This is a genomic window from Qipengyuania triglochinis, from assembly GCF_054655615.1.
In genome coordinates, this window is record NZ_BAAHND010000001.1 from 732,639 (window position 1) to 758,633 (window position 25,995).

Here is a 25,995-nt window from a genome sequence, read left to right on the forward strand (position 1 = left end):
CCACATGGATATCATTCTCCTCCAGCGCATCGAAAAGCTCGGCACGATCGGCGACGTCGTCACCGTGAAGGATGGCTACGCGCGTAACTTCCTGCTTCCGCAGAAGAAGGCTCTACGCGCTAACGAAGCGAACAAGAAGGTTTTCGAAGCCAACCGTGACCGCCTCGAAAAGGAAAACGCGGAACGTCGTACTGAAGCTGAAAAGGCCGGCGAAAAGGTCGATGGTGTCGAGATCGTACTGATCCGAGCAGCGTCGAACACCGGTCAGCTTTATGGCTCCGTCAACGTTCGTGACATCGTCAACGGACTAGAAGCCAAAGGCCATGAGATCGACAAGAAGCAGGTCATCATGGGCAACCCGATCAAGACGATCGGCATGCATGAAGTGCGGGTCGACCTTCACCCCGAAGTTTCGGTGAACGTGAAAGCTAACGTCGCCCGTTCGGACGACGAAGCCGAACTGCAGAGCCAGGGCGTCGACGTTCTTGCCCAGATGTTCGAAGACGAGCAGCGCGAGATCGAAGAGATGGCTGCAGCCAACTCGGTAGACTCCACTCTCGAGCCCGGCGAAATTCCTTCCGACATGCTCGAAGATGGCGTCAGCACCGAAGAAGGCACCACTCAAACAGACGCCCTCATCGAAGCGACCAAGCCTGAAGATAGCGATAGCTAAGTCCTCAAGCCACTAGACAATCAGGGCGCGGCGGCTTCGGTCTCCGCGCCCTTTTTGTAACAGATGCCTACTTGTGGCAGAGGGGCGTCACGAAAACGAAAAGAGCCAGGAGAAAAAGGCCAGCATGGATTCGATCGAACAGATCCTCGACAAGCTTCAAAACGTCTATGACGCGGCAGTCACGCGGCTCAGAGATGATGTCATCGCATTCGGCCGCGAACGGGAAACGCCGCCCGCTGAGCGACGCAAGGATGGAAGCTACGCGTATCCCGAATTGCGAGTGCTCTTCCGTGGCGGCGCGCTACCCGAAGGTGCCAGCCGAGCATTCGGCCGCCTCAACACTCCCGGCCTTTATTCCAGCACGGTCACCAAGCCGAGCCTGTTTCGAGAATACCTCCGCGAACAGATCGAGCTGATTGAGAGCAATTACGAAGTCGAAATCGAAGTCGGATCTTCCCGTCAGGAAATTCCTTTTCCGTATGTATTGGACGGCGAAGCAGGAGCAGAACTTGCGGGGATCGACCCCAATGAGATCGCGCGGCACTTCCCATCCACAGACTTGGCCGACATCGGCGATGAGCTAGCAGACGGCATCGAACTTACCGATCCGGAACAGCCTATTCCATTATCGCTCTTCGATGGGTTGCGAACAGACTTCAGCTTAGCACGTTTGGCGCATTATACGGGGACGGATCCCAAACACTTCCAGCGCTTCATTCTGTTCACAAACTACCATCGCTATGTTGACGAATTCGTTGACTGGGCCGGCTCGCATCTTGGCAAGAATGGTTATTCCGCCCTCGCTGGCGCGGGGGGGCTGCTTATCACCGAGCCGACTGAAAATGCTCGAGCGCAATTGTCAGACACGGCTTGGCGTCGTCATCAGATGCCTGCCTATCATCTCGTCGGAGAAGGTCGGGACGGCATTACGCTAGTCAATATCGGAGTAGGACCGTCCAACGCCAAGACGATTTGCGATCATTTGGCAGTGCTTCGGCCCGAGGCATGGCTGATGATAGGACATTGCGGCGGGTTACGACCCAGCCAGAAGATCGGCGACTACGTCCTCGCCCACGCCTATCTGCGTGATGATCATGTCCTCGACCCTGTCCTCCCCCCTGAAATCCCCTTGCCGGCAATTGCAGAAGTCCAGCAAGCCTTGGCCGGGGCGGCGGAAACTGTTTCAGGCGAACATGGCAACGACCTCAAGAAGCGGATGCGCACAGGAACCGTGGTGACGACTGACGATCGCAATTGGGAACTGCGATATACCCAATCGGCCCGGCGTCTGTCGCTTAGCCGTGCCGTCGGTATCGACATGGAAAGTGCAACGATCGCAGCACAGGGCTACCGCTTCCGTGTGCCTTACGGGACATTGCTTTGTGTGTCCGACAAGCCGTTGCATGGTGAGATCAAGCTACCAGGGCAGGCGAACAAGTTCTACGAAGAAGCGATCGCCGCCCATTTGCAGATCGGTGTGACAGCATGCGATTTGCTGCGCAAGGAAGGGCCGAAGCTCCACAGTCGCAAATTGCGCGCATTTAACGAACCGCCGTTTAGATAACTCTGGAGCAGGAAATCCTTCTGGATCCATATCGCAATGCCAGAAGCCTCCTGTGTAGGTTCTGATAACTTAAGCATGACATCGTATTCTGGTCATGCTGACTACAAGCAAATCTGCATTGGAGATACAGAAACCAGTGGCGCTCCTATGACCATCACCAATACGTTATTCGAGGCACGGTGAAGGTCACTTTTTGAGCTCCGTCAGCCCTGCCCCTTTGTCTTGGTCTTTCCCACCTTGGCATTGGCTTCCATGAAGCCGATGATTTTGCCAGCGATGTCCATCCCGGTTGCCTGCTCGATGCCCTCCAAACCCGGGGACGAGTTGACTTCCATAATGACCGGGCCGTGATTGCTGCGAAGCATGTCGACCCCGCATACATTCAAGCCCATGCGCTTTGCAGCCGCGACGGCTGTCGAACGTTCGGCAGGGGTAATCTTGATCAGCTCGGCACTTCCGCCACGGTGAAGATTGCTTCTGAAATCGTCAGGCGCGCCTGTACGTTTCATGGTTGCTACGACCTTACCGCCCACTACGAACGCCCGAATATCGGTCCCCCCGGCTTCCTTGATGAATTCCTGTACTAGGATATTCACATTGGCACCGCGGAATGCCTCTATCACAGACTTGGCGCTGCTCATCGTCTCGGCCAAAACGACGCCGATCCCCTGAGTGCCTTCCAGCAATTTGATCACGACCGGAGGCCCATTGACCGCGCGAATGATCTCTTCTGCCTGCTTTGGATCATTGGCGTATGCTGTAAGCGGCAAACCAAGACCGTGCTTGGCAAGGATTTGCATGCTGCGCAGCTTGTCGCGACTGCGTCCGATCGCGACGCTTTCGTTCAATGGCCAGCATCCGCGCATTTCAAACTGCCGCAGGATGGAAAGTCCGTATTGCGTGATAGATGCGCCAATCCGGGGAATAACGGCATCGTAACCGCTGGCCGGTTTTCCTTCGTAATAAACTTCAGGCCGATGGCTTGCGATATGGACAGTGCAGCGCGTGGTATTGAGAATGTCGAGCTCGTGTCCACGCTCTTCTGCCGCTTCCTTCAATCGCTTGTGCGAGTAGAGATTAGCATTGCGTGCCAGCATCGCGATTTTCATGGCTTGTGGCCTTTCTGGACCTTCATTTCCGGCGTCTGCAACCACGAATAACCGGAGTCCACTACAAATCGACGGCGGAGTGAGGATCGCCCAATAAGCATGGGGAATTTCATGTCGCTTCGGTCGGCAAGGCTGATTTCAGCACGAAATTCGACATCGCCAATTTTCAGCGGGGTCTTGATAACGTACCGATACTGAGTCTTACCGTTCGAACTTGTGATGCCGCGCACATCGACATGCACAGCTTCGCAAACCTGCCGGACATGCTGCTGACTGAAATCAACCGCGAACCGCACAAATTTCTGACCGTCACGTTCAAATTCCTCCAGCACCTCCCCGTGAAGAGACGATGTGCGGGCACCAGTATCGATCTTGGCGGGAACTGCGTGAAGGCCCAGATCGGGCAAATGCACGAGTTCGCGCCAGCCCACCGCTGGCAACAACTTTCGTTCGGTCATTCTAGCAGCCCCCTCCCCTGGCTTTTACCAGCCTTGCTCCTTGCCTGCATTCTGCTCGTCGAGCCACGCCTTTAGTGGTGCGAAATATTCGACCATCGCCTTCCCGCTCATCTGACGCTCGCCAGTGAACGCTTCCAGCGCATCAGGCCAAGGCTTGCTTGCGCCCATTTCGAGCATTGCGTCGAGATTTTTCCCAACTTCCTTGTTGCCGTAGAACGAGCAGCGATGCAGCGGGCCTTCCCAGCCAGCTTGATCGCAAGCGGCTTTATAAAACTGAAACTGCAATATTCGCGCGAGGAAATAGCGGGTGTAAGGCACATTACCTGGGATGTGGTATTTCGCCCCTGCATCGAACTGGCTCTCATCGCGCGTAACCGGTGGCGTAATTCCCTGATACTCCAGGCGAAGATCGTTCCAGCCTGTATTCAGCTGGTCTGCCGAAATGTCCCCATTGAAAAGGCCCCAGCGGTAACGATCGACCATAAGCCCGAAGGGAAGGAAAGCGATTTTGTCCATTGCCTGACGCAACAGAAGGCCGATATCCTTATCCGCACTCGGCACGTCTGAAGGTTCGAGCATGTCTATCTGCACCAGATATTCCGGTGTGATCGACAGCGCGATCATATCTCCGATCGCTTCGTGGAAGCCATCGTTTGCGCCATTCAGATGCAGATAGTCCTGCTTGTTGTACGCGCGCTGGTAGTAGTTGTGGCCAAGCTCGTGGTGGATCGTGATGAAATCGTCCGCATTACGCTTGATGCACATTTTGATGCGAAGATCGTCGACGTTGTCCACGTCCCAGGCGCTGGCGTGGCAAACCACTTCCCGGTCTTGCGGCTTCACGAACTGGCTACGCTCCCAGAAGGTTTCAGGCAGCGGCTCGAAACCCAACGATGAAAAGAAGTCCTCGCCCACGCGAACCATCTGTTTCTCGTCATAACCCTTCTTTTCGATGAGGTCTGTGAGATCGTAGCCCAGATCGCCCGCCCCTTCGGGGGCGACGAGCGGATAGATATTTCCCCATTCCTGTGCCCACATGTTTCCGAGAAGATCGGCACGAATAGGTCCGGTAGCAGGCTGGATGGCATCTCCGTATTTTTCGTTGAGCTTGCTTCGCACATAAGTGTGCAGCGCCATGTAAAGCGGCTTAACTTCCTGCCACATGCGCTCGGTATCGGCAGCAAAGGCGTCGGGATCCATATCGTAGTTCGAGCGCCACATCGCACCCAAATCGGCAAAGCCGAGTTCCTTGGAGCCCTCGTTGGCGATCTCGATCATGCGCAGATAATCGTCTCGCATCGGCGCGCCGACATTATCGTGCCAACTCTCCCACATCTCTGCATATTCAGCAGGCGTGCGCTCGAGGTTGCCCATTTCGGCTTCGATATCCGAGCCTGAGATTTCCTCGCCGTTCAGGATGCCCTTGCCTTTCCCGTACTGGCTGTTGAGGCTGGTAGCGATCTCGTTAAGTTCGGTTGCAGCTCCATCACGAACAGGAGCGGGCATCACAATGCCGTTCCGCAGCATGTCGAGCTTTCTCGCAACTTCCGGGTCGAGGCCCGGCACCCGGGCATACTCGGCTGCCTTTGTCGCGTAGGCTACAGTTTTTTCCGTCGCTTCCGCACCATATTTCGCAGCTAGGGCATCGGTGTCATGCGTTATGTAGGTCGAGTTGACCCAGGAGACCTGAGCAAATTCGACCCCAAAATCGAACATGTCTTTTTCGACCATTGCCACCCAGTCTGCAGCTCCTTGGGGTGTCATCGGATAAGGATCTGCTGCAGCTACTCCGGTATCGCGTACCGGCTCGGCATTGGCCGTGGTGCAAGCGGCAAGCGAGATTGCAAGCGCGGAAAGAGCAACGGGCGCGAACTTCATTCTGATTATCTCCCTGAGAGATGGAATTTGATATCTTTGGAGACCGGATTGCACCGCCGATCGAGCATAATCAAGCCGGATCGCCAAGCCAGTCCGCCATAGCCTGGCCCAATTCCGGTTTGGTAACGCTACCCATATGAGTGCCCGGCACCTCTTCGAAAGTAGCATTGGGCAACAGGTCAGCTAGTTCTTCAGCCGAGCCGTTGTCACGATCCTCGTCACCACAGACTACCAAGGTGGGCGCTGTGATGTTGGAAAGCATCGCAAGATCGAGATCCGGCATCGTTTCCAAAAGGTGGCGAGCGGCCACCCTGTCGACGCCTTGCGACTTTAGAAACTGCATTGAGAAGTAGGCCGGATCATTCCTCGGGATATTCTCGAACTCGTCTATAACTCGCTTGAAGAACGCACTGCGCCTTTCCCAATCGCCTAAACCCGCAGTCCCCATCCCCCCAGCGATCAACCGAGCGGGCTGCACAATACCATGCGCCGAAGCATGCAGGGCGGTTCGTGCACCGAGCGAGAAACCGGCGAGGTCATATTCGTCGAGCGCAAGATACTCGATCGCCGCTGCGACATCACGAACCAACACGTTCTTGGGATATGCAGAGGCATCCTGCGGAGCCTCGCTTTCCCCATGAACCCTGAAGTCCAACATGATCACCTCGTAACCCAGTTCCGCGATCAGCTGTGCATGGCCCCATTTGATCCAGTTCATTTCCGCACTTGAAAACAGGCCATGCAAAAGCACCAGGGGGCGTCCTTCGCCGGTGCGATGAAGAGCGAGGCGCGTGCCATCAAAGCTGTCGAACATCTCAATTTTCATCGTGGGTTATATCCTTGTCGAGTTACGCGGGTCTGAAACTGACAGCTTTGTTGGGGTAGGATCGATACGTCCAGCAGCGCATGCGAGCTCTCCACGTAAACCACATCCAATCTTCCCTTCGCTTCGTGGGAAGCCACATCCGGTGGTGAGAAAATGTCTATCGCTGTTTCATATTACGCAATTTGATATAATAAGCATGCTTATTATATGCCTCGTATGGCACCAAACATCGGATATCTTCTGTCGGACAACTCGCGTCAATTGAGGCGCCTGTTCGATCTCCGTGTCCGCGATCTCGGTTTGACCGCGGTTCAGGCGAGACTGCTGCTCGCCCTTGGTAAGTTTCCGGAAAGCAACCAGGCTTTCTATGCGGAGCGTATTGAGGTCGAACCCATTACGCTAACCAGGCTAGCCGATCGCATGGAAGAAGCGGGCTGGATCGAACGTAAACCCGATCCGGAAGACCGACGCGCACGAATTTTGACACTGACCGATAAGGCAGAGGATATCGTCCTGCCGCTAAGGGCAATCGTTGATCAATTGGTCGAAGATATCCTCGATGGAATAAACACAGATGATCGTGAACGCCTGGCAAGGCTTCTTGAGATTGTCGGCGAAAATATGACAGCTCAACGCACTATGCCGGAGATGATCGATGGCTGAAGCAAACCCCGTTATCACTTCCGCTGCCGAACCTGAGGAAACGACAACCCACAAGCCGAAACGCCGCTGGGGCAAAATCGTTTTAATGCTAGCGGTACCGTTAGTATTGCTAGCTGGCGGCCTTGTTTATTGGCTTTCCTGGCAGGGCACGGTTTCGACCGATAACGCCTATCTTCAACAGGACAAGGTGGCTGTCAGCGCGCAGGTTGGCGGCGAGATCGTTGAGGTCTTTGTCAAAGACGGCGAGAAAGTCGAGAAAGGACAACTCCTCTTCCGCATCGATCCCGAACCTTACAAATTGCAAATCGCAGAAGCGAATGCGGCCATAGCATCGGCCCAAGCCAATGTGACTGCGCTCTCTAACTCCTCCGATCTATCGGGGGCCGACATTTCAGCCGCTCGTGAGAATATCAGCTTTGCCCAGGCCAATTTCGCCCGCAAGGACGCCCTGTACGAGCGCGGTTTCCTGACGAAGACCGAGCATGATGCGGCAGAGCATGCCGTAAATCAGGCACGCGAGCAGTTGCGCCAGGCCCAGGCGCGCGCGCAGGCTGCGCAAGCAAAATTGGCTACTGGCCCTGCCGTACCCGGCGAAAACCCACAGGTGGCGGCTGCGAAAGCCCAGAAGGAAGTGGCTGAGCTCGCGTTGAGCCGTACCGAAGTGCGTGCTCCATCTGCTGGCCGGGTGGCACAGGCCGATCGCCTGCAAATCGGTCAGCAACTCGTTCAGGGTCTGCCCGCGGTTACCCTAGTATCCGAGGGCAGTTCCTACGTTGAAGCGAACTTCAAGGAAACCGATCTCGACGACATGAATGTTGGCCAGCGTGCGGAAATTCATTTCGACGCCTATCCCGATCTCGTCCTCAAGGGTCGAGTTGAATCTATCGGGGCGGGAACCGGGAGTGAATTTTCGGTCCTTCCAGCACAGAATGCGACCGGAAATTGGGTCAAGGTGACGCAGCGGGTACCTGTCCGCATTGCGATCGACGGCAAGAGCCCACGCCAGTTGATCGCGGGCCTGTCCGCAGAAGTCACCGTCTTCACCGGCGACACGAAGTAAGCGAATGGCAAGCGCTGCCATCTCTGCCGGATCCGCTTCTCCGCCACGTGATGAAGCGCAACTTCCGGTAGCCAACCACATGCTGCTGATTGTCGGCATTATGGGCGCGTCATTGTTGCAGGTACTGGATACGACGATCGCCAACGTCGCCATACCGCATATGCAAAGCGCTCTAGGTGCTACCGCCGAAAGCGTTACCTGGGTGCTGACAAGCTACATAATCGCCTCTGCCGTGGCCCTGCCCATCACGGGCTGGCTGGCGGACAGGATCGGTGCCCGGCGGCTGTTTATTCTATCCGTAGCGGGCTTTGTCGCCACATCGATGCTGTGCGGCATCGCGCAGAACCTGGAGGAAATGGTTCTGTTTCGCGCGGCGCAAGGTGTGGCAGGCGCCTTCATCGCTCCTCTCAGCCAGAGCTTCATGCTCGACACTACCAAGCCCAGCCGCCATCCGCAGATGATGGCTATCTGGGGCATGGGGATCATGATCGGCCCCATCCTGGGCCCGGTGCTGGGTGGCTGGCTTACCGAAAACTGGAACTGGCGCTGGGTTTTTTACGTAAATCTGCCCATCGGCATTCTCAGCCTCGCCATCCTGATGGCGAACCTTCCCCACCGAGAGCAACTCACGCGGCGTTTCGACATCTTCGGTTTTACATTGCTGGCAATCGCACTCGGCTCGTTCCAGTTGCTGCTGGACCGAGGGCAGCAGACTGATTGGTTCGACAGCTACGAAATCTGGACCTACGCTTTTCTCTGCATTTCGGCGACCTGGATGGCGGTGATCCATCTTGGCACGGCCAGGAATGGGCTTTTCGACCGCGCCCTCTTCGCTGACCGTAATTTCGTAATCGCGCTCTTTTTTATGCTGGTTATCGGCGCAGTGCTCTTTTCGGTGATGGCGCTGATGCCGCCGATGCTTCAGGGCCTGTTCGGCTATGATGTGATCGATACCGGACTGGTACTGATGCCCCGTGGTATAGGGGTGCTCCTCTCGATGCAGGTCGCGGGGTTTCTCATGCGAAAAGGTTTCGATGCGCGGCCAGTTGTTGCTGTGGGTTTTCTGATCTGCGGAGTTTCGTTGTACGAGATGAGCCACTGGTCTCTCGCGGTCGACCGCTACAACATCGTCTTTTCGGGATTGGTACAAGGTCTGGGCATCGGCTTGGTCTTCATTCCCCTCAATGTGAGCGCCTTTGCCACCCTCGCCCCTCGTCTTCGCACGGATGGCTCCAGCCTGCTGAACTTGCTCCGCTCCCTCGGGGCGTCTGCAGGCATTTCCTTGATGACTGTCATGCTGGCCCGAAACACCCAGACAAGCCATTCGGACCTTGCGGGCCACGTAACGAGCAGCGTCCTGAATTCGGTCGATGTCTCGACCGTGGACCGGTTCCAGAATATGGGCGACGCGGTTTTACGGGTGATCGATGGAGAGGTTACCCGGCAAGCAGCGATGATCGCCTATATCGACGATTATTACCTGATGATGTGGATGAGCTTCGCAGCCGTGCCGCTAGCGTTTCTCATGAAAAAGAATTCCGCACCGACGGGCAATCTTCCCCCTCCCGGCGAGTAGCTAGCGGAAGAAGCAGCTCATTCCCGCTGCCAGCCCGGTTACTTTTCCCTCAGTCGGGCTGCCAGAGAAGAAGCCCGTTATCATTCCGTAATCGGCGCTCTCGTACTGGAATTCTCCTTCCAGGGTGCTGTCAGCAATGATCTGTACTGATCGTTCATCACGCAAGGCTGCCATCGATGTTCCCGGACGGACGCCATCTCCGGTTACAACCTGACCGCCCTTACCTTCACCCACAAACCATCCGACAAATTTGTCGTCCTGATAGGCCACCCTCAACGGGCCGCTCTGGGAAAAGTCGGTCAGGCCAATACCGCACTCGTCATTGGAGGACCTTTCGGGCTGCGCTCCGTAAGCGAGGGTCAGTAGAGCGTCTACCTCCCCTCGCGGCGTACCAAAACGCGGAGCCTCGCGTGCATCGCCTTGCCGAACGGCGAGGCCGTTGGAATCTACAACAACTTTTGCATCGGCAAGCCTGCCCTCGGATGCCCCACGATCAAGCTGGGATGGATCGGCTTGTGGCTTATCGGCCTCGCCACCACATGCCGTAAGGACGAGAACGAGGGCGAGAGAAAGACTTTTGCGGATCATCCCTTCTTAAGACATTCGCGCCCCAGCAGTTCCGCAATCTGCACCGCGTTCAGCGCAGCGCCCTTCCTGAGATTGTCCGAGACACACCACAGGGCGATACCGTTATCGACAGTGGGATCATCACGTACGCGGCTGATATAGGTAGCGCTGTCGCCCGCGCTCTCTACCGGGGTGACATATCCTTCATCTTCACGCTTATCGATCAGCATGATGCCCGGGGCTTCGCGCAGAATTTCTTGAGCCTGCTCAGCCGAGAGCTCGTTCTCGAACTCGATGTTTACACTTTCCGAGTGACCGACAAAGACCGGGACTCTTACGCAAGTGGCGTTGAGCTTGATCTTGGGGTCGAGGATCTTCTTGGTCTCGACCACCATCTTCCATTCTTCCTTGGTCGAGCCATCGTCCATGAAGACGTCGATATGAGGGATGACATTGAAAGCGATCTGCTTGGTGAACTTTTCCGGCACCACCGGGTCGCCGACAAAGATTGCGCGGCTTTGCTGGAATAGCTCGTCCATCCCCGCCTTGCCCGCGCCGGAAACCGATTGATAGGTGCTCACGACGACACGCTTGATCGTCGCCGCATCGTGAAGCGGCTTGAGAGCTACCACCAGCTGAGCGGTGGAGCAGTTCGGGTTCGCGATAATGTTGCGCTTCTTGTACTCGTGGATAGCATCGGGATTCACTTCCGGCACAATTAACGGCACGTCGGGGTCCATGCGATAGAGCGAACTGTTGTCGATCACCACGCAACCGGCCGCCGCGGCCTTGGGAGCATATTCCTTTGCTGGACCGCTGCCGGCGGCGAACAGGGCGATGTCCCATCCCGCCCAGTCGAAATGCTCGATATTCTTGCACTTCAGCATCTTGCCTGTGTCACCGAATTCTACCTCGGTGCCGTGCGAACGGCTGCTCGCCACCGCCGCCACTTCGTCACAAGGAAACTCGCGTTCGGCGAGAACCTGCATCATTTCACGGCCGACGTTCCCGGTCGCGCCGACTATGGCAACACGATAACCCAAAATACTTCTCCAATTCTTTCGCCGCCGAGATAGCGATTAGCGGTGCGCCCGCAAGCGCACATTCCTTTGGCCCGGTTAAACCGTTACTCGCCGCCCTCTTCCGGCGGGGTCACACCGTGATGCTCGAGAAAGCGAAATACAGTGTTGTAGCGGTGTGGCGATATCTGCTCCCCAGATACGCGATGCGTGTAGCCTGGGTATAGCATCATCTCGAACGGCACATTGGCCTCCTGCATGGCCGAGATGATCTCTGTCGCATTCTCGAATACGACGTTGTCATCGGCCATTCCGTGAATGAGCAGGAGGGGATCGACGATTTTGGCGGCATTCGGGATGGCGGAGGCCGCTTCGTAGGCCGCGGCATCAGCCTGCGGCGTGCCCATGAAACGCTCGGTATAATGGGTGTCGTAAAGCTCCCAACGGGTAACGGGGGCTCCGGAGATTCCGGCTGCATACAGTCCCGGATCGGCCTGCAATTGCTTCAGCGTCATGTAGCCGCCGTAAGACCAGCCATCGATTGCGATCTTCTCCGGGTCCACGAAATCAAGTGTCTTCAGATAGTCGGCACCAGCCTTCTGATCTCGCACTTCGACCGTACCCATGGCGCGATAGATCGGCTGTTCGAAAGCCACGCCACGGTTGGCGCTGCCCCGATTGTCGAGCGCGAACCAGATATAGCCCTTGTCGACGATGGCCTGCCTCAACGCGCCGTTCCAGCCACGATTGACGGTTTGCGGACCGGGTCCGCCATAGTGATAGAAATAGACCGGATAACGCTTGCCCGGCTCCATCTCTGGAGTGATCATTTCCCAATAGAGGGGCGTACCGTCTTCGGCCGAAATCGTGCCATATTGTGTCGGCTGATGACTAGCCAAATAGGGCGCGTAAGGATGTTCCCCTTCGAGCTTGTTCTCCTCGATCCAGGCGAGGCGTTTGCCAGTCGCGTCTGCGATATAGCTTTGTGGCGGGGTATCGTCGTTGGAGCGCCCGATGAGTAGGGTCTGGCCCTTTTCATCCATGCTGGCGGAGTGCGTGAACCCTTGCTCGGTGAGCCGCGTGACGCTGTCCGGATTGTCTAGATCGAGAGCGTAGACGTGCTGCTCAAGCACATCATCCTTCGTGCCGAGGAAGAATACCCGACGGGCCTTTTGATCGACGCCGACAAGCTTGGTCACCACCCATTCGCCACTGGTTAGCTGCTTCCAATCCTGCGAACCGGAATTGTCGAACAGATAGAGATGCCCATATCCATCCCGCTCGGACCACCAGATGAGATTGCCGTCGTCGAGCCATTTGTAATTGTTCGACAGGTTGATCCAGTAATCTTCTACAGCGGCATTCTCGGTGAATAAAACCGTGCTGTCTCCGGTTTTCGGGTCGACCCGAAGCATATCGAGCTTGGTTTGCTCGCGGTTTTCCCGCTGGACGTAAAGTTCGTCTCCCGCCCAATCGACACGGGCAAGATAGATATCCTGATTGTCGCCGAGGTCGACCTTCACCCGGTTCTGGCCGTCGGGATCCATTACATACAATTCGACCACGGCATTATCGCTGCCAGCAACCGGATAGCGCTGGTCGAAAACCTTCGTACCGGTCGCGCCGATGGCAGCGCGGGTAACGATGCCCACGCCGCTTTCATCGAAGCGCTCGACAGCGATCCGGCTTTCGTCCGGGCTCCACCAATATCCGTCGATCCGATCCATTTCTTCCTGCGCGACGAATTCGGCTTCGCCCCACCGAATGTCGGCGCCTTCCCTGGGTGTTACAGGCGCTGCATCGCCTGTGACCTCGCCCACCCAGAGCTGGCGATCGCGCACGAAGCTGATGAAGTTCCCCTGCGGGCTCAGCGCGGGGTTCAGTTCGCTTTCCTCGGTATCGGTGACCTGGACTACCTGCCCGTCAAGGCTGGCGAGATAAAGGTCGCCATCCAGAGGTACGAGGATCGCCTTGCCGTTGGACGTCCATTCGTAGCTGATAATCCCGGTCAGATTGCCGACTCGCGCACGCTCGCGCTGCATCTTTTCGTCCTCGGACAGTTCGCGGCCCGATCCCACCTTTTCGCTATCTACCAGCATCGACCATTCGCCAGCCTGCCGGTCAAAGGCCCAGAGATCGTAGCGGGAAAGATCATCGGCGCGATTGCGCAGTACGGTGAGATAGCGCCCATCGGGCGATAACTTGGCCTGTCGCGGGCTCGGTCCATCAAGGCTGGGGGAGGCAAAGACGCGCTCGAAGGTGAGGTCCATGGCAGCGGTCTCCTGCGAGGAATTATGATGGTCGGCCAACGCGGGGGTGGCGAGACAGGTGCCCAGCGCGAGAGCTGTAGCGAGGCGAAGCGACTTCATGGTTTCTCCCGGAAAATCTTCCACGCGTCCTCGCAAGCACGAGAGCCGAAAGCAAGCATCACAAACGCCGCGCGCTTTTTTATACCTAATTTGAAGTTAAGCGCGCTTCCTTAAACTTGCTTAAGCTGCTGCTGGCAGAAACTGGACTTGTCATTGGGGCGGCCTATTCCGGCTCACAGGCCTCCTGGTGACATCATTTCGGGCCCTCACGGGCCTCTCATGATCCCCACGTCACGAGGGCGGCGCTTTTCGGAGCGTCGCCCTTTCGCGCCTTGTCGAACTGACCCTGAAAACGAAAAGGGCGGCCCATCTGGACCGCCCTTCGAATTATTCGGCTGAATGCGGGCTTCAAGCCCTGACAATCATGCCTTCGGCGCGTTGTCGCGGCGTTCCGCGATACGCGCGCGCTTGCCGGTGCGGCCGCGCAGATAGTAGAGCTTCGCACGACGCACGATACCGCGGCGGACCACGGTGATGCTGTCGACGATCGGCGAATACAGCGGGAATACACGCTCCACGCCTTCACCGAATGAAAGCTTACGGACAGTGAAATTGCTGCCCATGCCGCGGTTGGAGCGGGCAATGACAACGCCTTCGAAATTCTGGACACGCTCGCGGGTGCCTTCGACAACCTTCACACCGACGCGGACGGTATCGCCTGCACGGAATTCTGGGATGTCCTTGCCGAGATGGTCGATTGCCTCGGCTTCGAGCTGCTGGATCAGGTTCATAGTCCTGGTCTTCCTACTTCTTGTGCCGCGCGCCAGAGGCAGACTGGTCCCGATCGCCACAATAGCGATCCCAAAGGTCCGGCCTGCGTAACCGTGTGTCTTCCTCGCTTCTTGCCTTGCGCCAAGCAGCGATCTTCGCATGATCCCCCGATCGCAGCACTTCAGGGATCTTGCGCCCTTCCCATTCCTGAGGTCGGGTGTATTGCGGATATTCGATGAGGCCGTTTTCGTAGCTCTCTTCGACTCCGCTATCGGGCGCGCCCATTACTCCGGGAAGCAAGCGAATGCAAGCGTCCAGGATTGCCAGGGCCGCAGTTTCGCCCCCTGACAGGACGATATCGGCAAGGCTCACCTCCTCGATCTGCGGATGAGCCTCGAAAATACGCTCGTCGAAGCCTTCGAAACGCCCGCACAGGATCGCGACGCCCCGCCCCTCTGCAATCTCGCGGATCCGCTCCTGCGAGATAGGCTTGCCGCGCGGTGTCATGGCAAGGATCGGCCTGCCCGTGCCCACGCTCTCTATCGCTGGCCCCAGCACATCGGCCTTGAGCACCATGCCCGCTCCGCCGCCTGCCGGTGTATCGTCGACCGTGCGGTGCTTGTCGTATGCGAAATCGCGAATCTGCACGGTCTCGCACGACCAGTCTCCGCGCTCCAGAGCACGGCCCGCCAGCGAAATGCCTAGCGGACCGGGAAACATCTCGGGGTATAGCGTCAGGATTGTAGCGGCAAACGTCATTGCCGCGCCCTAGCTCTAGTAGGACAGCAATTCCATCCCGTCAGCGCGGAGCCGGACGATTCTCGGCAGGGTACGCAGTCAGGAGCTTAGTGACGAGGCTGGATGTGGCCAAGCCAAGGACAAGTAAGCCGCTCGCTGCGATCAGGTCGGTTCCGTACAGGGTGACGCTGTCTGCGCCATCCATCCGCAACGATAGCACCCCGGCTAGCGGCGCCGAGCCTGAGAACAGATTTCGCAAACGCGGTCCGATCGCGGGCGAAAGCTTGGCGACCGCGACACTAATTCCTGCAGTCATCGCTGCATATGTAGCGATCAACACGGCTGCGTTATCCAACATCGATAGACCCTCCCAAATTCTTTCGTCGTTCCATGATACTCTTTACTGATCGATGGAAGGACTGCTCTACCCAAGCAATACACACGTCTGCGAATTACATGGAAGGTCGGACGGGCACCCAAAGGGAAACCGCGCGTTCATCCCTCAATGAGCCAAACCGTCGACGACTGCATCATAATCGGTGCTGGGCCCGCTGGCCTTACCGCAGCGATCTACCTTGCCCGCTACCATTTAAAAATTCGCATGTTCGACTGCGGTACGAGCCGGGCAAGCTGGATTCCGACCAGCCATAATCATGCGGGTTTTCCGGATGGCATCAATGGTAACGAGCTGCTCGAAAGGATGCGCGAACAGGCCGCGAAATATGGGGCACAGCGCGAACCCAAGCGCGTGACGGATCTTACCAAACCCGACGAATGCTTCACCGTTATCTGCGACGATGAAAGCTATCGATCCCGCACTGTTCTGCTGGCGACAGGGGTAGTCAACAACCGTCCCAAGGGGATCGATGATCAACTCCACAGCGAAGCTATGTCTCGCGGTCTGATCCGTTATTGCCCGGTTTGCGATGGCTATGAAGTGACCGACAAAAAGGTCGCAGTAATCGGTACCGGCGACCATGGAACCGCCGAAGCGCAATTCCTGCGCAGCTATACGAAAGACATCACGCTCGTATCACCTCATGGAGATCACGACCTCTCCGATCAGTGCAGCGCTGTACTTGACGATGCCGGGATCGAGCGTGTCGCTGGCCCATGCGGCGATTTTGACATCGAGAACGGCAAAATCGCGTTCGACACGGCTGATGGACGAATGCAATTCGATTCCATGTATCCCGCGCTTGGCTCGGTCATTCGCTCGGAGCTGGCGAAATCCTGTGGCGCCGATGTCAGTGAAGAAGGGTGCATCGAGGTGGGCGACCATCTGGGAACCAGCATAAAAGGTCTTTTCGCCGCCGGCGATGTGGTGGTCGGGCTCGACCAGATCAGTCACGCAATGGGACAGGCCGGTGTGGCCGCGACGACCATCCGGAACCATCTTTCCGAACTAACGCCACTTAGGCGTTAGTCAGCACGTGAGATGACTACTCGACGAAATCTTCGTTGAGAATCAGGCTCTGATCGTCCCACGAAGGCACGGCCTGCTCTGTCAGAGGGACCATGAACTTCTTGCCATCCGTCTTTTCGATCTCGATTATTTCGGTCGCGCCGAAATTCTCTATGGCACAGACTTGGCCGATTTCGTTGCCTGCTTCGGTAACTACGCGCAGACCCAGTAGATCGGAATAATAGAACTCGCCCTCCTCGAGCGAAGGCAGGGACGAGCGCGGGACGGTCAGGACCGTGCCCCGTAAATTTTCTGCTGCCGTACGGTCGGCCACCTCGGCGAAGCGCGCGATAGCGCCGCCCTTGTTGTCGCTGCGGACCTTGGAGAGCCTCAGAGCGCCTTCGTTGAAGCTCTTGTGGGGTTTGAGACCTTCCAGCCCCTCCCCGAACAGCTTCAGACGGACTTCGCCCGCCACGCCATGCGCACCGGTGACGGCTGCCAACGTGACGGGCTTGTCCTGCATCGGAAAGGCTTACTCGGCCTTTTCTTCAGCTGCGTCTGCGGTTTCAGCAGCTTCCGCGCCGGCGCTCTCTTCCTCGGCTGCAGCTTCTTCAGCCGGAGCTTCGGCAGCGGCCTTGGCTTCTTCTTCGGCAGCCTTGGCGGCTTCAGCTGCTTCGGCTTCCTTGGCAGCCTTTTCTTCCGCACGTTCCTTGGCAGCTTCGCCCGGCTCACCCTTCTTCGGGTTGTTGCGCGGTGCACGCTCGAGAATGCCCGCAGCGTCGAAGAAGCGATGGACACGGTCCGACGGAACCGCACCGACCTTCAGCCAGTGACGCGCACGATCTTCGTCGAGCTTCACGCGCTCGCCCGAATCCTTCGGCAGCATCGGGTTATAGGTGCCGATCTGCTCGAGATATTTGCCGTCACGCGGGCTGCGCGAGTCCGACACGACGATACGGTAATAAGGACGCTTCTTCGCGCCACCGCGCGACAGACGAATTGCAACTGCCATTTTACTTCACCTTTCGAATGTAAATATCGGTAATCTAGTTATTTCTTATTCAACATATCGCGCAGCTCAGGCGGCAGCGTATCGGGATCGACCGAAGGCCCCTTCCCGCCGCTGCCGAGACCCGGGAGGCCGCCCATCGGACCCGGGCCGCCCGGACCGCCGAGGCCCGGCATGGCGGCACCCAGGCCGCCCTTGCCGAACAGCGCGCCGAGGCCCTTGAGCCCGCCCATCTTCTTGATCTGCTTCATGGCCTTGGACATTTCCTGATGCATCTTGAGCACCTTGTTCACGTCTTGGACCTGCGTGCCCGAACCTGCCGCCACGCGCTTCTTGCGCTTGGCATTGAGCAGCTTGGGCAATTTGCGTTCCTTCGGCGTCATCGAACCGATGATCGCATCCATATGGACAAGGACCTTGTCGTCCATCCCGCTCGACGCCATCGCTGCCTTGGCCTTCTTCATGCCCGGCATCATGCCAGCAAGCGCGCCAAGGCCGCCCATGCTCTGCATCTGCTTCAACTGCATGCGCAGATCGTCGAGGTCGAATTCGCCCTTCGCCATCTTCTTGGCGAGCGCTTCGGCCTCTTCTTCCTTGATCGCGGTTGCAGCACGCTCGACCAGCGACACGACGTCGCCCATGCCGAGGATGCGACCAGCCACGCGCTTGGGATCGAAGGCTTCGATCGCATCGAGCTTTTCGCCGGTACCGGCAAACTTGACCGGCTTGCCGGTGACATAGCGCATCGACAGCGCCGCACCGCCGCGGGCATCGCCGTCCATCCGGGTCAGCACGACACCGGTGAGCGGCACTTCGCCGGTAAAGCTCTGCGCGACGTTGACCGCATCCTGACCGGTCAGGCTGTCTACCACCAGCAGCACTTCGGTGGGCGATGAAACGGCGTTGATTGCCTTCATCTCGGTCATCAGCGCTTCATCAACATGCAGGCGGCCCGCAGTATCGAGCAGCAGCACATCGGACGCGGCCAGCCTGGCGGCTTCCATGGCGCGGCGGGCGATGTCGACCGGTTGCTGGCCGGCTACGATGGGGAGCGTCGCCACATCGACCTGCTCGCCCAGGATCTGGAGCTGTTCCTGCGCCGCCGGACGATTGACGTCGAGCGAGGCCATCATGGCCTTCTTGCCGTGCTTCTCGCGCAGCAGCTTGCCGAGCTTGGCAGTGGTAGTGGTCTTACCCGAACCCTGCAGACCGACCATCATGATGACGACCGGCGGCTTGGCGTTGAGATTCAATTCGCGCGGTTCGGCATCTTCGCCGTCGCCGCCAAGCATTTCGACCAGTTCGTCATTGACGATCTTGACGACCTGCTGGCCGGGCGTGACCGATTTCAGGACTTCCGACCCGATCGCCTTTTCGGTGACTGCATCGATGAAGCGGCGCACGACGGGCAGCGCGACGTCGGCTTCGAGCAGCGCGATACGCACTTCGCGCATGGCTTCGCGAACGTCGTTCTCCGACAGCGAGCCACGGCCCTTGAGCTTGTCGAAGACAGTACCGAGCCGGTCGGACAGATTGTCGAACATATGTGTTCTACTCCTTGCCGACACGACATGCCGGATTAAACGCGAAAAACGCCGGCGGACGAAAACTCGTCAGCCAGCGTGGGGTCAGACCCCTGTGAAACCCGAACATGTATTCAGGTGTGGTGGAAGCAAGCCGCGGCCGTCGCCACGACCTGCTACCATCGCACCCGAAGTGCCATTCGCGAAATGGTGGAGCCTAGCGGGATCGAACCGCTGACCTCTACAATGCCATTGTAGCGCTCTCCCAGCTGAGCTAAGGCCCCGAACCATTTTCAACTGATGCATCCTGGGAGGTGCATCACCCTTGCGGGAGGCGCCCAATATAAGCAGCCCTCCCGCAATGCAACAGCTAATTTCAAGCTAAATCAGCTTTCGTCGGCGTCGTCGTCGTCGCCCTTGGATTTGGTTTCGACACCAAGGTCGTCGTCACCGCCGAGATCGACTTCATTGTCCGGCGAATCGTCGTCTTCGTCGATATCGATGTCCAGATCGTCATCGTCATCGCCGCCCAGATCGGAATCGGCTTCGCCCTTCTTGTCCTTCTTCTCTTCCTCGGCGAGGATCGGCTGCTTGGACTTGAGCACGGGCTCGGGCGACCACTCTTCACCGCATTCGATGCAGGTGACGGGATCGTCCTTGTTAAGATCGTAGAAGCGGGTGCCGCAGTTCGGGCAGGTGCGCTTGGTGCCCCATTCAGGTTTGACCATGTGTAATCCTTGGATACTGGCCCCGCCGACCGGCGAGACGGAAAAATCTTGGCTAAAGTTGGACTCCATCCGCCTAAAGTAAAGGGGGAGGAATCGACAGCGCGCGCGCCTTGCCAGAAGGTATGTGCCCTGTCAAAGCGCACGGCCTATTCCACGCCCAGCTTCAGGACCTGATTTGACCGCACATCGCTTCCTACCCTCCGGCCCATTGACCGGTCGCATCCGCGTACCCGGCGATAAATCGATCAGCCACCGTGCCCTGATGTTCGGTGCGCTGGCTGTCGGACGCAGCCGCATCACCGGTCTGCTCGAAGGCGAGGACGTGCTCGCGACCGCAGCCGCCTTGCGGGCAATGGGCGCCGTAATCGACAAGGATGGTGACGACTGGATCGTGAACGGCGTCGGTGTCGGCACCCTGCTGCAACCGGAAGCGGCTCTGGAAATGGGCAACTCCGGCACCTCGACGCGGCTTTTCCTGGGGCTTCTTGCCAGCCACGGTATCACGGCCACATTCACCGGCGATGCCAGCCTGTCGAAGCGCCCGATGGGCCGCGTTATCGATCCGCTTTCACAGATGGGTGCGAAGTTCACCTCCTCACCCGGTGGCACATTGCCGCTGATGATAGAGGGCCTTCAGCCCGCAGTCCCGATCTCGTACCGCCTTCCTATCGCCAGTGCACAGGTGAAGAGCGCTATCCTGCTCGCCGGTCTTAATACTCCGGGCATCACCACGGTCATCGAACCCGTTCCCACCCGCGATCATACCGAGCGTATGCTGCGCGGATTCGGTGTCGATGTGCAGGTCGAAGAACAGGATGGCGAGCGCACTATAAAGATCAACGGCCCCTGCGATCTGACGCCTTGCGACATCACTGTGCCGGGCGACCCGTCCTCCGCAGCCTTCTTCGCAGTGGCTGCCAGCATCGTGCCCGGCAGCGATCTGGTCATCGAGAATGTCGGGCTAAACCCGACACGCAATGGCATTTTCCGCGCACTTGCCCAGATGGGGGCAAAGATCGATTATCTCGACGAACGCGAAATAGGCGGCGAGCCGGTAGCGGATCTGCGCGTTCGCCACGCATCGCTAAGGGGCGCCGAGATCGATCCCGCAATCGCGCCAAGCATGATCGACGAATTTCCCGTTCTTTTCGTTGCCGCCGCAATGGCCGAAGGAACCACCGTCGCCAGCGGCCTTGAAGAACTTCGCGTGAAGGAAAGCGACCGGCTGTCGGCGATGGCGGCCGCTCTCGGGCTCGCCGGCGTCGAGCTGGAAGAACGCGAGGATGGCCTCACAATACACGGCAATGGTGGTGCTCCCTTGCCGGGCGGCGGCCCGGTCGTAACCCATCTGGATCACCGGATCGCCATGAGCATGGCTGTCGCCGGTCTCGTGAGCAAAAGCGGCGTGGAACTCGACAGCGCCGAACCCATCGCGACCAGTTTCCCCAACTTTATCGAACTTCTGAAAGAGGCTGCTTCGTGATCAATCTCGACTGGGCGAGCCTTGTCGGCTTCGTTGGCACCGCCTGCATCATCGGCGCCTACGCCTATCTCACCTTCAAGCAGAACCCGAACCCCTTTATTCTTCACGGGACGAACCTGGCCGGAGCTGCCCTCCTGACGGTCTCCCTGATTGTTCACACAAACTGGCCCAGCCTCGTTCTCGAAGGCTTCTGGGCTGCCATAGCGATCTTCGGAATTGCAAAGGCGGTTCGCACCGGCCGTAAAGGACAGGAGCGCGAAGCATGATTATCGCCGTCGATGGCCCCACCGCTTCGGGCAAAGGTACGATTGCGAAGGCGCTGGCCGCACATTTCGGCCTGCCGCATCTCGATACCGGACTGCTTTATCGCGCCGTGGGCCGGCAGGTCTTCATGGACGGCGGCAATCCCGACGACGGCGGGGATGCATTGGCAGCCACAAGCTTCCCCGACAGCCTGCTCGACGATCCCCACCTCAGAACGGAGGAAACGGGCGGCCTGGCAAGTCGCGTCTCGATTCACCCGGCCGTTCGGCAGGCCCTTTTCGATCGCCAGCGCAGCTTCGCTACGCAGGAAGGTGGCGCTGTGCTTGACGGGCGCGATATCGGCACGGTCATTGCGCCCGAGGCGGCCGCCAAGCTCTTCGTCACCGCCAGTGTCGAGGCACGGGCCCAGCGCCGCTTTCTGGAAATGCAGGAGCGCGGCGTGGAGGTCACTCTGGCCGCGATCGAGGATGATTTGCGTCGCCGCGACGAGCGTGACCGCAATCGCGAGGTCGCCCCGTTGGTTCCTGCACCCGATGCAATGGTGATCGACACCAGTGCCGTGGGCAAAGACGCGGCGATTGCCGCCGCGATCGAAGCGGTCACGAGCGCTCTCGGCACCACCTAGCCAAAACTTTCTGGAACATGAATTGTGGCGAAAGGTTGTCTTGCCAGGGGCAGCTGGGGCTGTGCCTTAACTGGGAAAGGGAAACCTATGAGATTTCTATCGATCATCGCCCTTGCGGGCGCACTTGCCGCTTGTGGCTCGAACCCTTCGGACGAAGCGGAAACCACCCCTGAAGAACAGGGCCAGATGACCGAAGAGGCCACTCTTGATGACAAGGCCCTCGCCGCTCTCCAGCAGTGCGAGCAGGTCGAGCCGAGCTGCGGCATGGATGGTGAAAGCTATCTGGTCTTCCCCGATGTGACATCGGTTGCGTTGGGTGTTGGAGGCGAAGGCGGCGAAGGCGCGCTGATCCGCAACGGCCAGGTCGTTGATTATTACAATATGGGCGAAGCCAGCATCGGCCTGCAGGCAGGTGTCTCGGCAGCGTCCTATGTCTTCAAGATGCCGAACCAGGAAGCGCTGGCCGAATTCGAAGATGACGGCGAGTGGAGCATCGGTGCCGAAAGCTCGCTGGTTATCGCCAATGCGGATGCCAATGCCGCAACCGAAACCGCCGGCGACCAAACGGTCCTCTACGTCTTCAACGCAGAAGGTCTGATGGCCGACGTCAGCGTAGACGCCATGCGCATCTGGAAGGACGAGAATTCCGCTTCGGATGAAAACATGGAAACCGGTATGACGGAAACTACTGACAGCTGATCGGCAGATCACTATCCTGAGATGAGACCGGGGGCCGGATGGCTTCCCGGTCTTTTCTTTTGGTCCCTGCCCTTTACCCCTTTCCTACATTGGGCACTCGGTGCAAGCAGGCACTCTATGACCACCACCCTGCCCTTAAAGCCTGAGATTTGCGCGCCTTTGGCGGCTTTTACGCGGGATCGCTTTTTTCTCCCTGGGCCGTGCTCCATGTGCTCCATCCTGTAGGACTTGCCCGCCAATTACCTTGCTTTTGCGCGGTGTTTGGACTAGGCGCGCGGCCGTTCTCGCAAAACCGATCGGATTCGCAGGAACCTTCGCGCTGGCACCCGGCCTCGCGGAGATCACGGCCCTCTTGCCCCGTTGGCCCGAGCAATGGTGTTCGGAGACGGGTAAAGACCCCGGTAAAACCGGTGGCCGGTAGCAAACGTTAGTTAGGACTACTCACCACATGGCAACCTCAGCCAATCCCACCCGCGACGATTTCGCCGCAATGCTCGACGAGCAGCTCGGCGGCGCCGATGACGGCGGCTTCGAAGGCCGCGTCGTCAAGGGCACCGTCACCTCCATCGAAAACGGCATGGCCCACATCGATGTCGGCCTGAAGAGCGAAGGCCGCGTCGACCTCAAGGAATTCATGCGCGGCGAAGACGAGCACGGCCTCGAAGTCGGCTCGGAAGTCGAAGTGTTCGTCGACCGCATCGAGAACGCTGACGGCGAAGCTATGCTGTCGCGTGACCGTGCACGCCGCGAAGCTGCATGGGACAAGCTGGAAAGCGAGTTCGGCGAAGGCAAGCGCGTCGAAGGCCGCATCTTCGGCCGCGTCAAGGGCGGCTTCACCGTCGACCTCGACGGCGCCGTGGCCTTCCTGCCCGGTTCGCAGGTCGATATCCGCCCCGTGCGCGATGTCACCCCGCTGATGGACATGGCTCAGCCCTTCCAGATCCTCAAGATGGACCGCCGCCGCGGTAACATCGTCGTTTCGCGTCGTGCGGTTCTCGAAGAAACCCGCGCAGAACAGCGCAGCGAACTGATCGACAAGCTGGCTGAAGGCCAGGTGATCGACGGCGTGGTCAAGAACATCACCGATTACGGCGCCTTCGTCGACCTCGGCGGTATCGATGGCCTGCTGCATGTCACCGACATGAGCTACAAGCGCGTCAACCACCCCAGCGAAATGATCGAAATCGGCCAGACCGTGACCGTCCAGATCATCCGCATCAACGAAGACACCCAGCGCATCAGCCTCGGCATGAAGCAGCTGGAATCGGATCCGTGGGATGGCGTCGCAGCCAAGTACCCGGTTGGCATGAAGATGACGGGCACCGTCACCAACATCACCGAATACGGTGCATTCGTCGAAATCGAGCCGGGCATCGAAGGCCTGGTCCACGTTTCGGAAATGAGCTGGACCAAGAAGAACGTCCACCCGGGCAAGATCGTCTCGACCTCGCAGGAAGTCGAAGTCATGGTCCTCGAAGTGGACAGCGAGAAGCGCCGCATTTCGCTCGGTCTCAAGCAGGCCCAGCGCAATCCGTGGGAAGAATTCGCCGAAGCGCACCCAGTTGGCGCCAAGGTTACTGGCGAAGTCAAGAACGCCACCGAATTCGGCCTGTTCATTGGCCTTCCGGGCGACGTCGACGGCATGGTCCACATGTCCGACATCGCATGGGGCATTTCGGGTGAAGACGCCCTCGCCCTGCACCGTAAGGGTGAAGAAGTCGAAGCAGTGGTTCTCGATGTCGACATCGACAAGGAACGCATCAGCCTCGGCATGAAGCAGCTCGAAAAGGGTGCTCCGAGCGAAGCCGGTGCCTCGAGCGACGTTCGCAAGAACCAGGTTGTCACTGTCACCGTTCTCGAAGTCCGCGATGGCGGCCTCGAAGTTCAGGTCGGCGAAGATGGCGCAACCGGCTTCATCAAGCGTTCGGACCTCGGCCGCGACCGTGACGAACAGCGTTCGGATCGCTTCCAGCCAGGCGCGAAGATCGATGCCATGGTCACCGGTTTCGACCGTTCGAAGAAGCCTACCTTCTCGATCAAGGCGCGTCAGATCGCCGAAGAGAAGGAAGCGGTTGCTCAGTTCGGTTCGTCGGACTCGGGTGCATCGCTCGGCGACATCCTCGGCGAAGCGCTGAAGAAGAAGGAAGACTAAGCTCTTCCCACCCATTCGAGGGTAATCAGGAAGGCCCGCTTGCGACCATCGCAGGCGGGCCTTTCCTACATGGGCACTCCATCCTACATTGGTGTCCATGCTTGAAATCCATCAATTCCCATGCCTGTCCGATAACTACGGCTTCCTCGTGCACGATCCCGACAGCGGAGAGACTGCTGCGATCGATACGCCCGATGGAGAGGAATATCTCCGCCAGGCGCAAGCCAAAGGCTGGAGCATTTCGCAAATCTGGAACACGCACTGGCATCCCGACCATGCCGGCGGGAACAAGGTCATTGTCGAGCAGACAGGCGCCAAGGTAATTGCTCCTCAAGAAGTCGAGAAGCTTTCACCTATCGACACGATCGTGACGCAGGATGACGTTGTCGCGCTTGGCCAGCATGAAGCCCTGGTGATCGATGTATCGGGCCATACGAATGGCCATGTGGCATTCCATTTAGCGGCTGATGGCATCGCGTTCGTCGGCGATAGCGTCTTCGCGCTCGGCTGCGGCAGGATGTTCGAAGGCGAACCGCAGCAGTTCTGGAAGAGCCTCGATCGCATTCGCCAGTTGCCCGACGAAACCGTGCTCTACTGCGCGCACGAATATACGCAGGCCAATGCCAGATTCGCCCTTCACGCCGACCCCGATAATGAGGCGCTTCAGGCTTACGCGCAGGAAATCGACAATAAGCGCGACCGCGGCCAAGCTACTGTGCCGACAAAACTCGGGCGGGAACTCCAAACAAACCCGTTCCTGCGCGCTGATCGGCCTGAACTTCAATCGAGGTGGGGTGGCGATACACCGGCGGAAACCTTCGCCGCCTTGCGCTCGGCCAAGGACAGTTTCTGAGTAGAACGGCTTGTCCGGGGCAGTACCGAGATGGTGCGCCCTG

General features: G+C 58.4%; 26 protein-coding genes and 1 tRNA gene. 12 read left to right on the top strand and 15 right to left on the bottom strand.

Annotated elements, in window-relative coordinates; all coding sequences use genetic code 11:
* Positions 1-4: 4 nt before the first annotated feature.
* Positions 5-673 carry a 50S ribosomal protein L9 gene (gene rplI, locus ACYQ0G_RS03650; RefSeq protein ID WP_460099430.1) on the top strand — a complete coding sequence of 223 codons (669 nt, stop codon included), beginning with the start codon at positions 5-7 and terminating at the stop codon, positions 671-673.
* 73 nt (positions 674-746) lie between these two features.
* On the top strand, positions 747-2,237 hold the full coding sequence (locus ACYQ0G_RS03655) for an AMP nucleosidase (RefSeq protein ID WP_460099433.1): 1,491 nt from the start codon (positions 747-749) through the stop codon (positions 2,235-2,237).
* A gap of 203 nt (positions 2,238-2,440) precedes the next feature.
* On the opposite strand, the gene rimK is transcribed toward ACYQ0G_RS03655, so the two are convergent.
* From rimK to ACYQ0G_RS03675, 4 genes are all read right to left on the bottom strand, one after another.
* Positions 2,441-3,346 (bottom strand): 30S ribosomal protein S6--L-glutamate ligase, encoded by a 906-nt coding sequence (rimK, locus tag ACYQ0G_RS03660; protein ID WP_460099435.1) that lies wholly within the window; start codon positions 3,344-3,346, stop codon positions 2,441-2,443.
* A complete protein-coding gene (locus ACYQ0G_RS03665) occupies positions 3,343-3,804 on the bottom strand; it encodes an ATP-dependent zinc protease family protein (protein ID WP_460099438.1) in 462 nt (153 codons plus the stop codon). The genes rimK and ACYQ0G_RS03665 overlap by 4 nt, the downstream gene beginning before the upstream one ends.
* 24 nt (positions 3,805-3,828) lie before the next feature.
* Positions 3,829-5,682: a M2 family metallopeptidase gene (locus ACYQ0G_RS03670; protein ID WP_460099441.1), complete on the bottom strand. Its 1,854-nt coding sequence runs from the start codon at positions 5,680-5,682 to the stop codon at positions 3,829-3,831.
* Positions 5,683-5,752: 70 nt separating this feature from the next.
* Positions 5,753-6,508, bottom strand: a complete 756-nt coding sequence (locus ACYQ0G_RS03675) for an alpha/beta fold hydrolase (protein ID WP_460099442.1) — start codon at positions 6,506-6,508, stop codon at positions 5,753-5,755.
* 207 nt (positions 6,509-6,715) lie between these two features.
* Here ACYQ0G_RS03675 and ACYQ0G_RS03680 point away from each other — a divergent pair, with 207 nt between their 5' ends.
* From ACYQ0G_RS03680 to ACYQ0G_RS03690, 3 genes are read left to right on the top strand one after another with little or no spacing between them, the layout of a single operon-like run.
* Positions 6,716-7,171, top strand: a complete 456-nt coding sequence (locus ACYQ0G_RS03680) for a MarR family winged helix-turn-helix transcriptional regulator (RefSeq protein WP_460099445.1) — start codon at positions 6,716-6,718, stop codon at positions 7,169-7,171.
* Positions 7,164-8,231: an HlyD family secretion protein gene (locus ACYQ0G_RS03685; protein WP_460099448.1), complete on the top strand. Its 1,068-nt coding sequence runs from the start codon at positions 7,164-7,166 to the stop codon at positions 8,229-8,231. Before ACYQ0G_RS03680 ends, ACYQ0G_RS03685 begins: the two co-directional genes overlap by 8 nt.
* 4 nt (positions 8,232-8,235) lie before the next feature.
* Positions 8,236-9,807 (top strand): DHA2 family efflux MFS transporter permease subunit, encoded by a 1,572-nt coding sequence (locus ACYQ0G_RS03690; protein ID WP_460099451.1) that lies wholly within the window; start codon positions 8,236-8,238, stop codon positions 9,805-9,807.
* On the opposite strand, the gene ACYQ0G_RS03695 is transcribed toward ACYQ0G_RS03690, so the two are convergent.
* From ACYQ0G_RS03695 to ACYQ0G_RS03720, 6 genes are all read right to left on the bottom strand, one after another.
* A complete protein-coding gene (locus ACYQ0G_RS03695; protein WP_460099453.1) occupies positions 9,808-10,395 on the bottom strand; it encodes a hypothetical protein in 588 nt (195 codons plus the stop codon).
* Positions 10,392-11,417 carry an aspartate-semialdehyde dehydrogenase gene (locus ACYQ0G_RS03700; protein WP_460099456.1) on the bottom strand — a complete coding sequence of 342 codons (1,026 nt, stop codon included), beginning with the start codon at positions 11,415-11,417 and terminating at the stop codon, positions 10,392-10,394. Before ACYQ0G_RS03700 ends, ACYQ0G_RS03695 begins: the two co-directional genes overlap by 4 nt.
* Before the next feature lie 83 nt (positions 11,418-11,500).
* Positions 11,501-13,762: a S9 family peptidase gene (locus ACYQ0G_RS03705; protein WP_460099459.1), complete on the bottom strand. Its 2,262-nt coding sequence runs from the start codon at positions 13,760-13,762 to the stop codon at positions 11,501-11,503.
* A 362-nt stretch (positions 13,763-14,124) separates the two neighbouring features.
* Entirely contained in the window at positions 14,125-14,493 is a 369-nt protein-coding gene (gene rplS / locus ACYQ0G_RS03710) for a 50S ribosomal protein L19 (protein WP_460099461.1), read from the bottom strand.
* Positions 14,494-14,506: 13 nt separating this feature from the next.
* Positions 14,507-15,232 (bottom strand): tRNA (guanosine(37)-N1)-methyltransferase TrmD, encoded by a 726-nt coding sequence (gene trmD / locus ACYQ0G_RS03715; protein ID WP_460099464.1) that lies wholly within the window; start codon positions 15,230-15,232, stop codon positions 14,507-14,509.
* A 40-nt stretch (positions 15,233-15,272) separates the two neighbouring features.
* Complete coding sequence (locus tag ACYQ0G_RS03720) at positions 15,273-15,569, bottom strand: hypothetical protein (RefSeq protein ID WP_460099466.1); 297 nt, start codon at positions 15,567-15,569, stop codon at positions 15,273-15,275.
* Positions 15,570-15,716: 147 nt separating this feature from the next.
* On the opposite strand from ACYQ0G_RS03720, the gene ACYQ0G_RS03725 reads away from it, so the two are divergent.
* Entirely contained in the window at positions 15,717-16,637 is a 921-nt protein-coding gene (locus ACYQ0G_RS03725) for an NAD(P)/FAD-dependent oxidoreductase (protein WP_460099468.1), read from the top strand.
* A 16-nt stretch (positions 16,638-16,653) separates the two neighbouring features.
* On the opposite strand, the gene rimM is transcribed toward ACYQ0G_RS03725, so the two are convergent.
* The 5 genes from rimM to ACYQ0G_RS03750 all read right to left on the bottom strand — a co-directional run bounded on the left by rimM (position 16,654) and on the right by ACYQ0G_RS03750 (position 19,876).
* On the bottom strand, positions 16,654-17,139 hold the full coding sequence (gene rimM, locus ACYQ0G_RS03730; protein WP_460099471.1) for a ribosome maturation factor RimM: 486 nt from the start codon (positions 17,137-17,139) through the stop codon (positions 16,654-16,656).
* Between the two features lie 9 nt (positions 17,140-17,148).
* On the bottom strand, positions 17,149-17,628 hold the full coding sequence (gene rpsP, locus ACYQ0G_RS03735) for a 30S ribosomal protein S16 (RefSeq protein ID WP_460099472.1): 480 nt from the start codon (positions 17,626-17,628) through the stop codon (positions 17,149-17,151).
* Positions 17,629-17,666: 38 nt separating this feature from the next.
* The gene (ffh, locus tag ACYQ0G_RS03740; protein ID WP_460099474.1) at positions 17,667-19,169 is read right to left on the bottom strand and encodes a signal recognition particle protein; all 1,503 of its coding nucleotides are present in this window, start codon (positions 19,167-19,169) and stop codon (positions 17,667-17,669) included.
* Positions 19,170-19,356: 187 nt separating this feature from the next.
* Positions 19,357-19,432 (bottom strand) — tRNA-Ala (locus ACYQ0G_RS03745).
* A 102-nt stretch (positions 19,433-19,534) separates the two neighbouring features.
* Positions 19,535-19,876 (bottom strand): TIGR02300 family protein, encoded by a 342-nt coding sequence (locus tag ACYQ0G_RS03750; RefSeq protein ID WP_221541385.1) that lies wholly within the window; start codon positions 19,874-19,876, stop codon positions 19,535-19,537.
* A gap of 175 nt (positions 19,877-20,051) precedes the next feature.
* On the opposite strand from ACYQ0G_RS03750, the gene aroA reads away from it, so the two are divergent.
* The 6 genes from aroA to gloB all read left to right on the top strand — a co-directional run bounded on the left by aroA (position 20,052) and on the right by gloB (position 25,952).
* The gene (gene aroA / locus ACYQ0G_RS03755; RefSeq protein ID WP_460099477.1) at positions 20,052-21,359 is read left to right on the top strand and encodes a 3-phosphoshikimate 1-carboxyvinyltransferase; all 1,308 of its coding nucleotides are present in this window, start codon (positions 20,052-20,054) and stop codon (positions 21,357-21,359) included.
* Positions 21,356-21,625: a CBU_0592 family membrane protein gene (locus tag ACYQ0G_RS03760; protein ID WP_460099480.1), complete on the top strand. Its 270-nt coding sequence runs from the start codon at positions 21,356-21,358 to the stop codon at positions 21,623-21,625. Before aroA ends, ACYQ0G_RS03760 begins: the two co-directional genes overlap by 4 nt.
* On the top strand, positions 21,622-22,248 hold the full coding sequence (locus ACYQ0G_RS03765) for a (d)CMP kinase (protein ID WP_460099482.1): 627 nt from the start codon (positions 21,622-21,624) through the stop codon (positions 22,246-22,248). The genes ACYQ0G_RS03760 and ACYQ0G_RS03765 overlap by 4 nt, the downstream gene beginning before the upstream one ends.
* Positions 22,249-22,335: 87 nt before the next feature.
* Positions 22,336-22,947 (top strand): YSC84-related protein, encoded by a 612-nt coding sequence (locus ACYQ0G_RS03770; RefSeq protein WP_460099485.1) that lies wholly within the window; start codon positions 22,336-22,338, stop codon positions 22,945-22,947.
* A 448-nt stretch (positions 22,948-23,395) separates the two neighbouring features.
* The gene (gene rpsA, locus ACYQ0G_RS03775; protein ID WP_460099487.1) at positions 23,396-25,099 is read left to right on the top strand and encodes a 30S ribosomal protein S1; all 1,704 of its coding nucleotides are present in this window, start codon (positions 23,396-23,398) and stop codon (positions 25,097-25,099) included.
* A gap of 97 nt (positions 25,100-25,196) precedes the next feature.
* A complete protein-coding gene (gene gloB / locus ACYQ0G_RS03780; protein ID WP_460099490.1) occupies positions 25,197-25,952 on the top strand; it encodes a hydroxyacylglutathione hydrolase in 756 nt (251 codons plus the stop codon).
* Positions 25,953-25,995 lie beyond the last annotated feature (43 nt).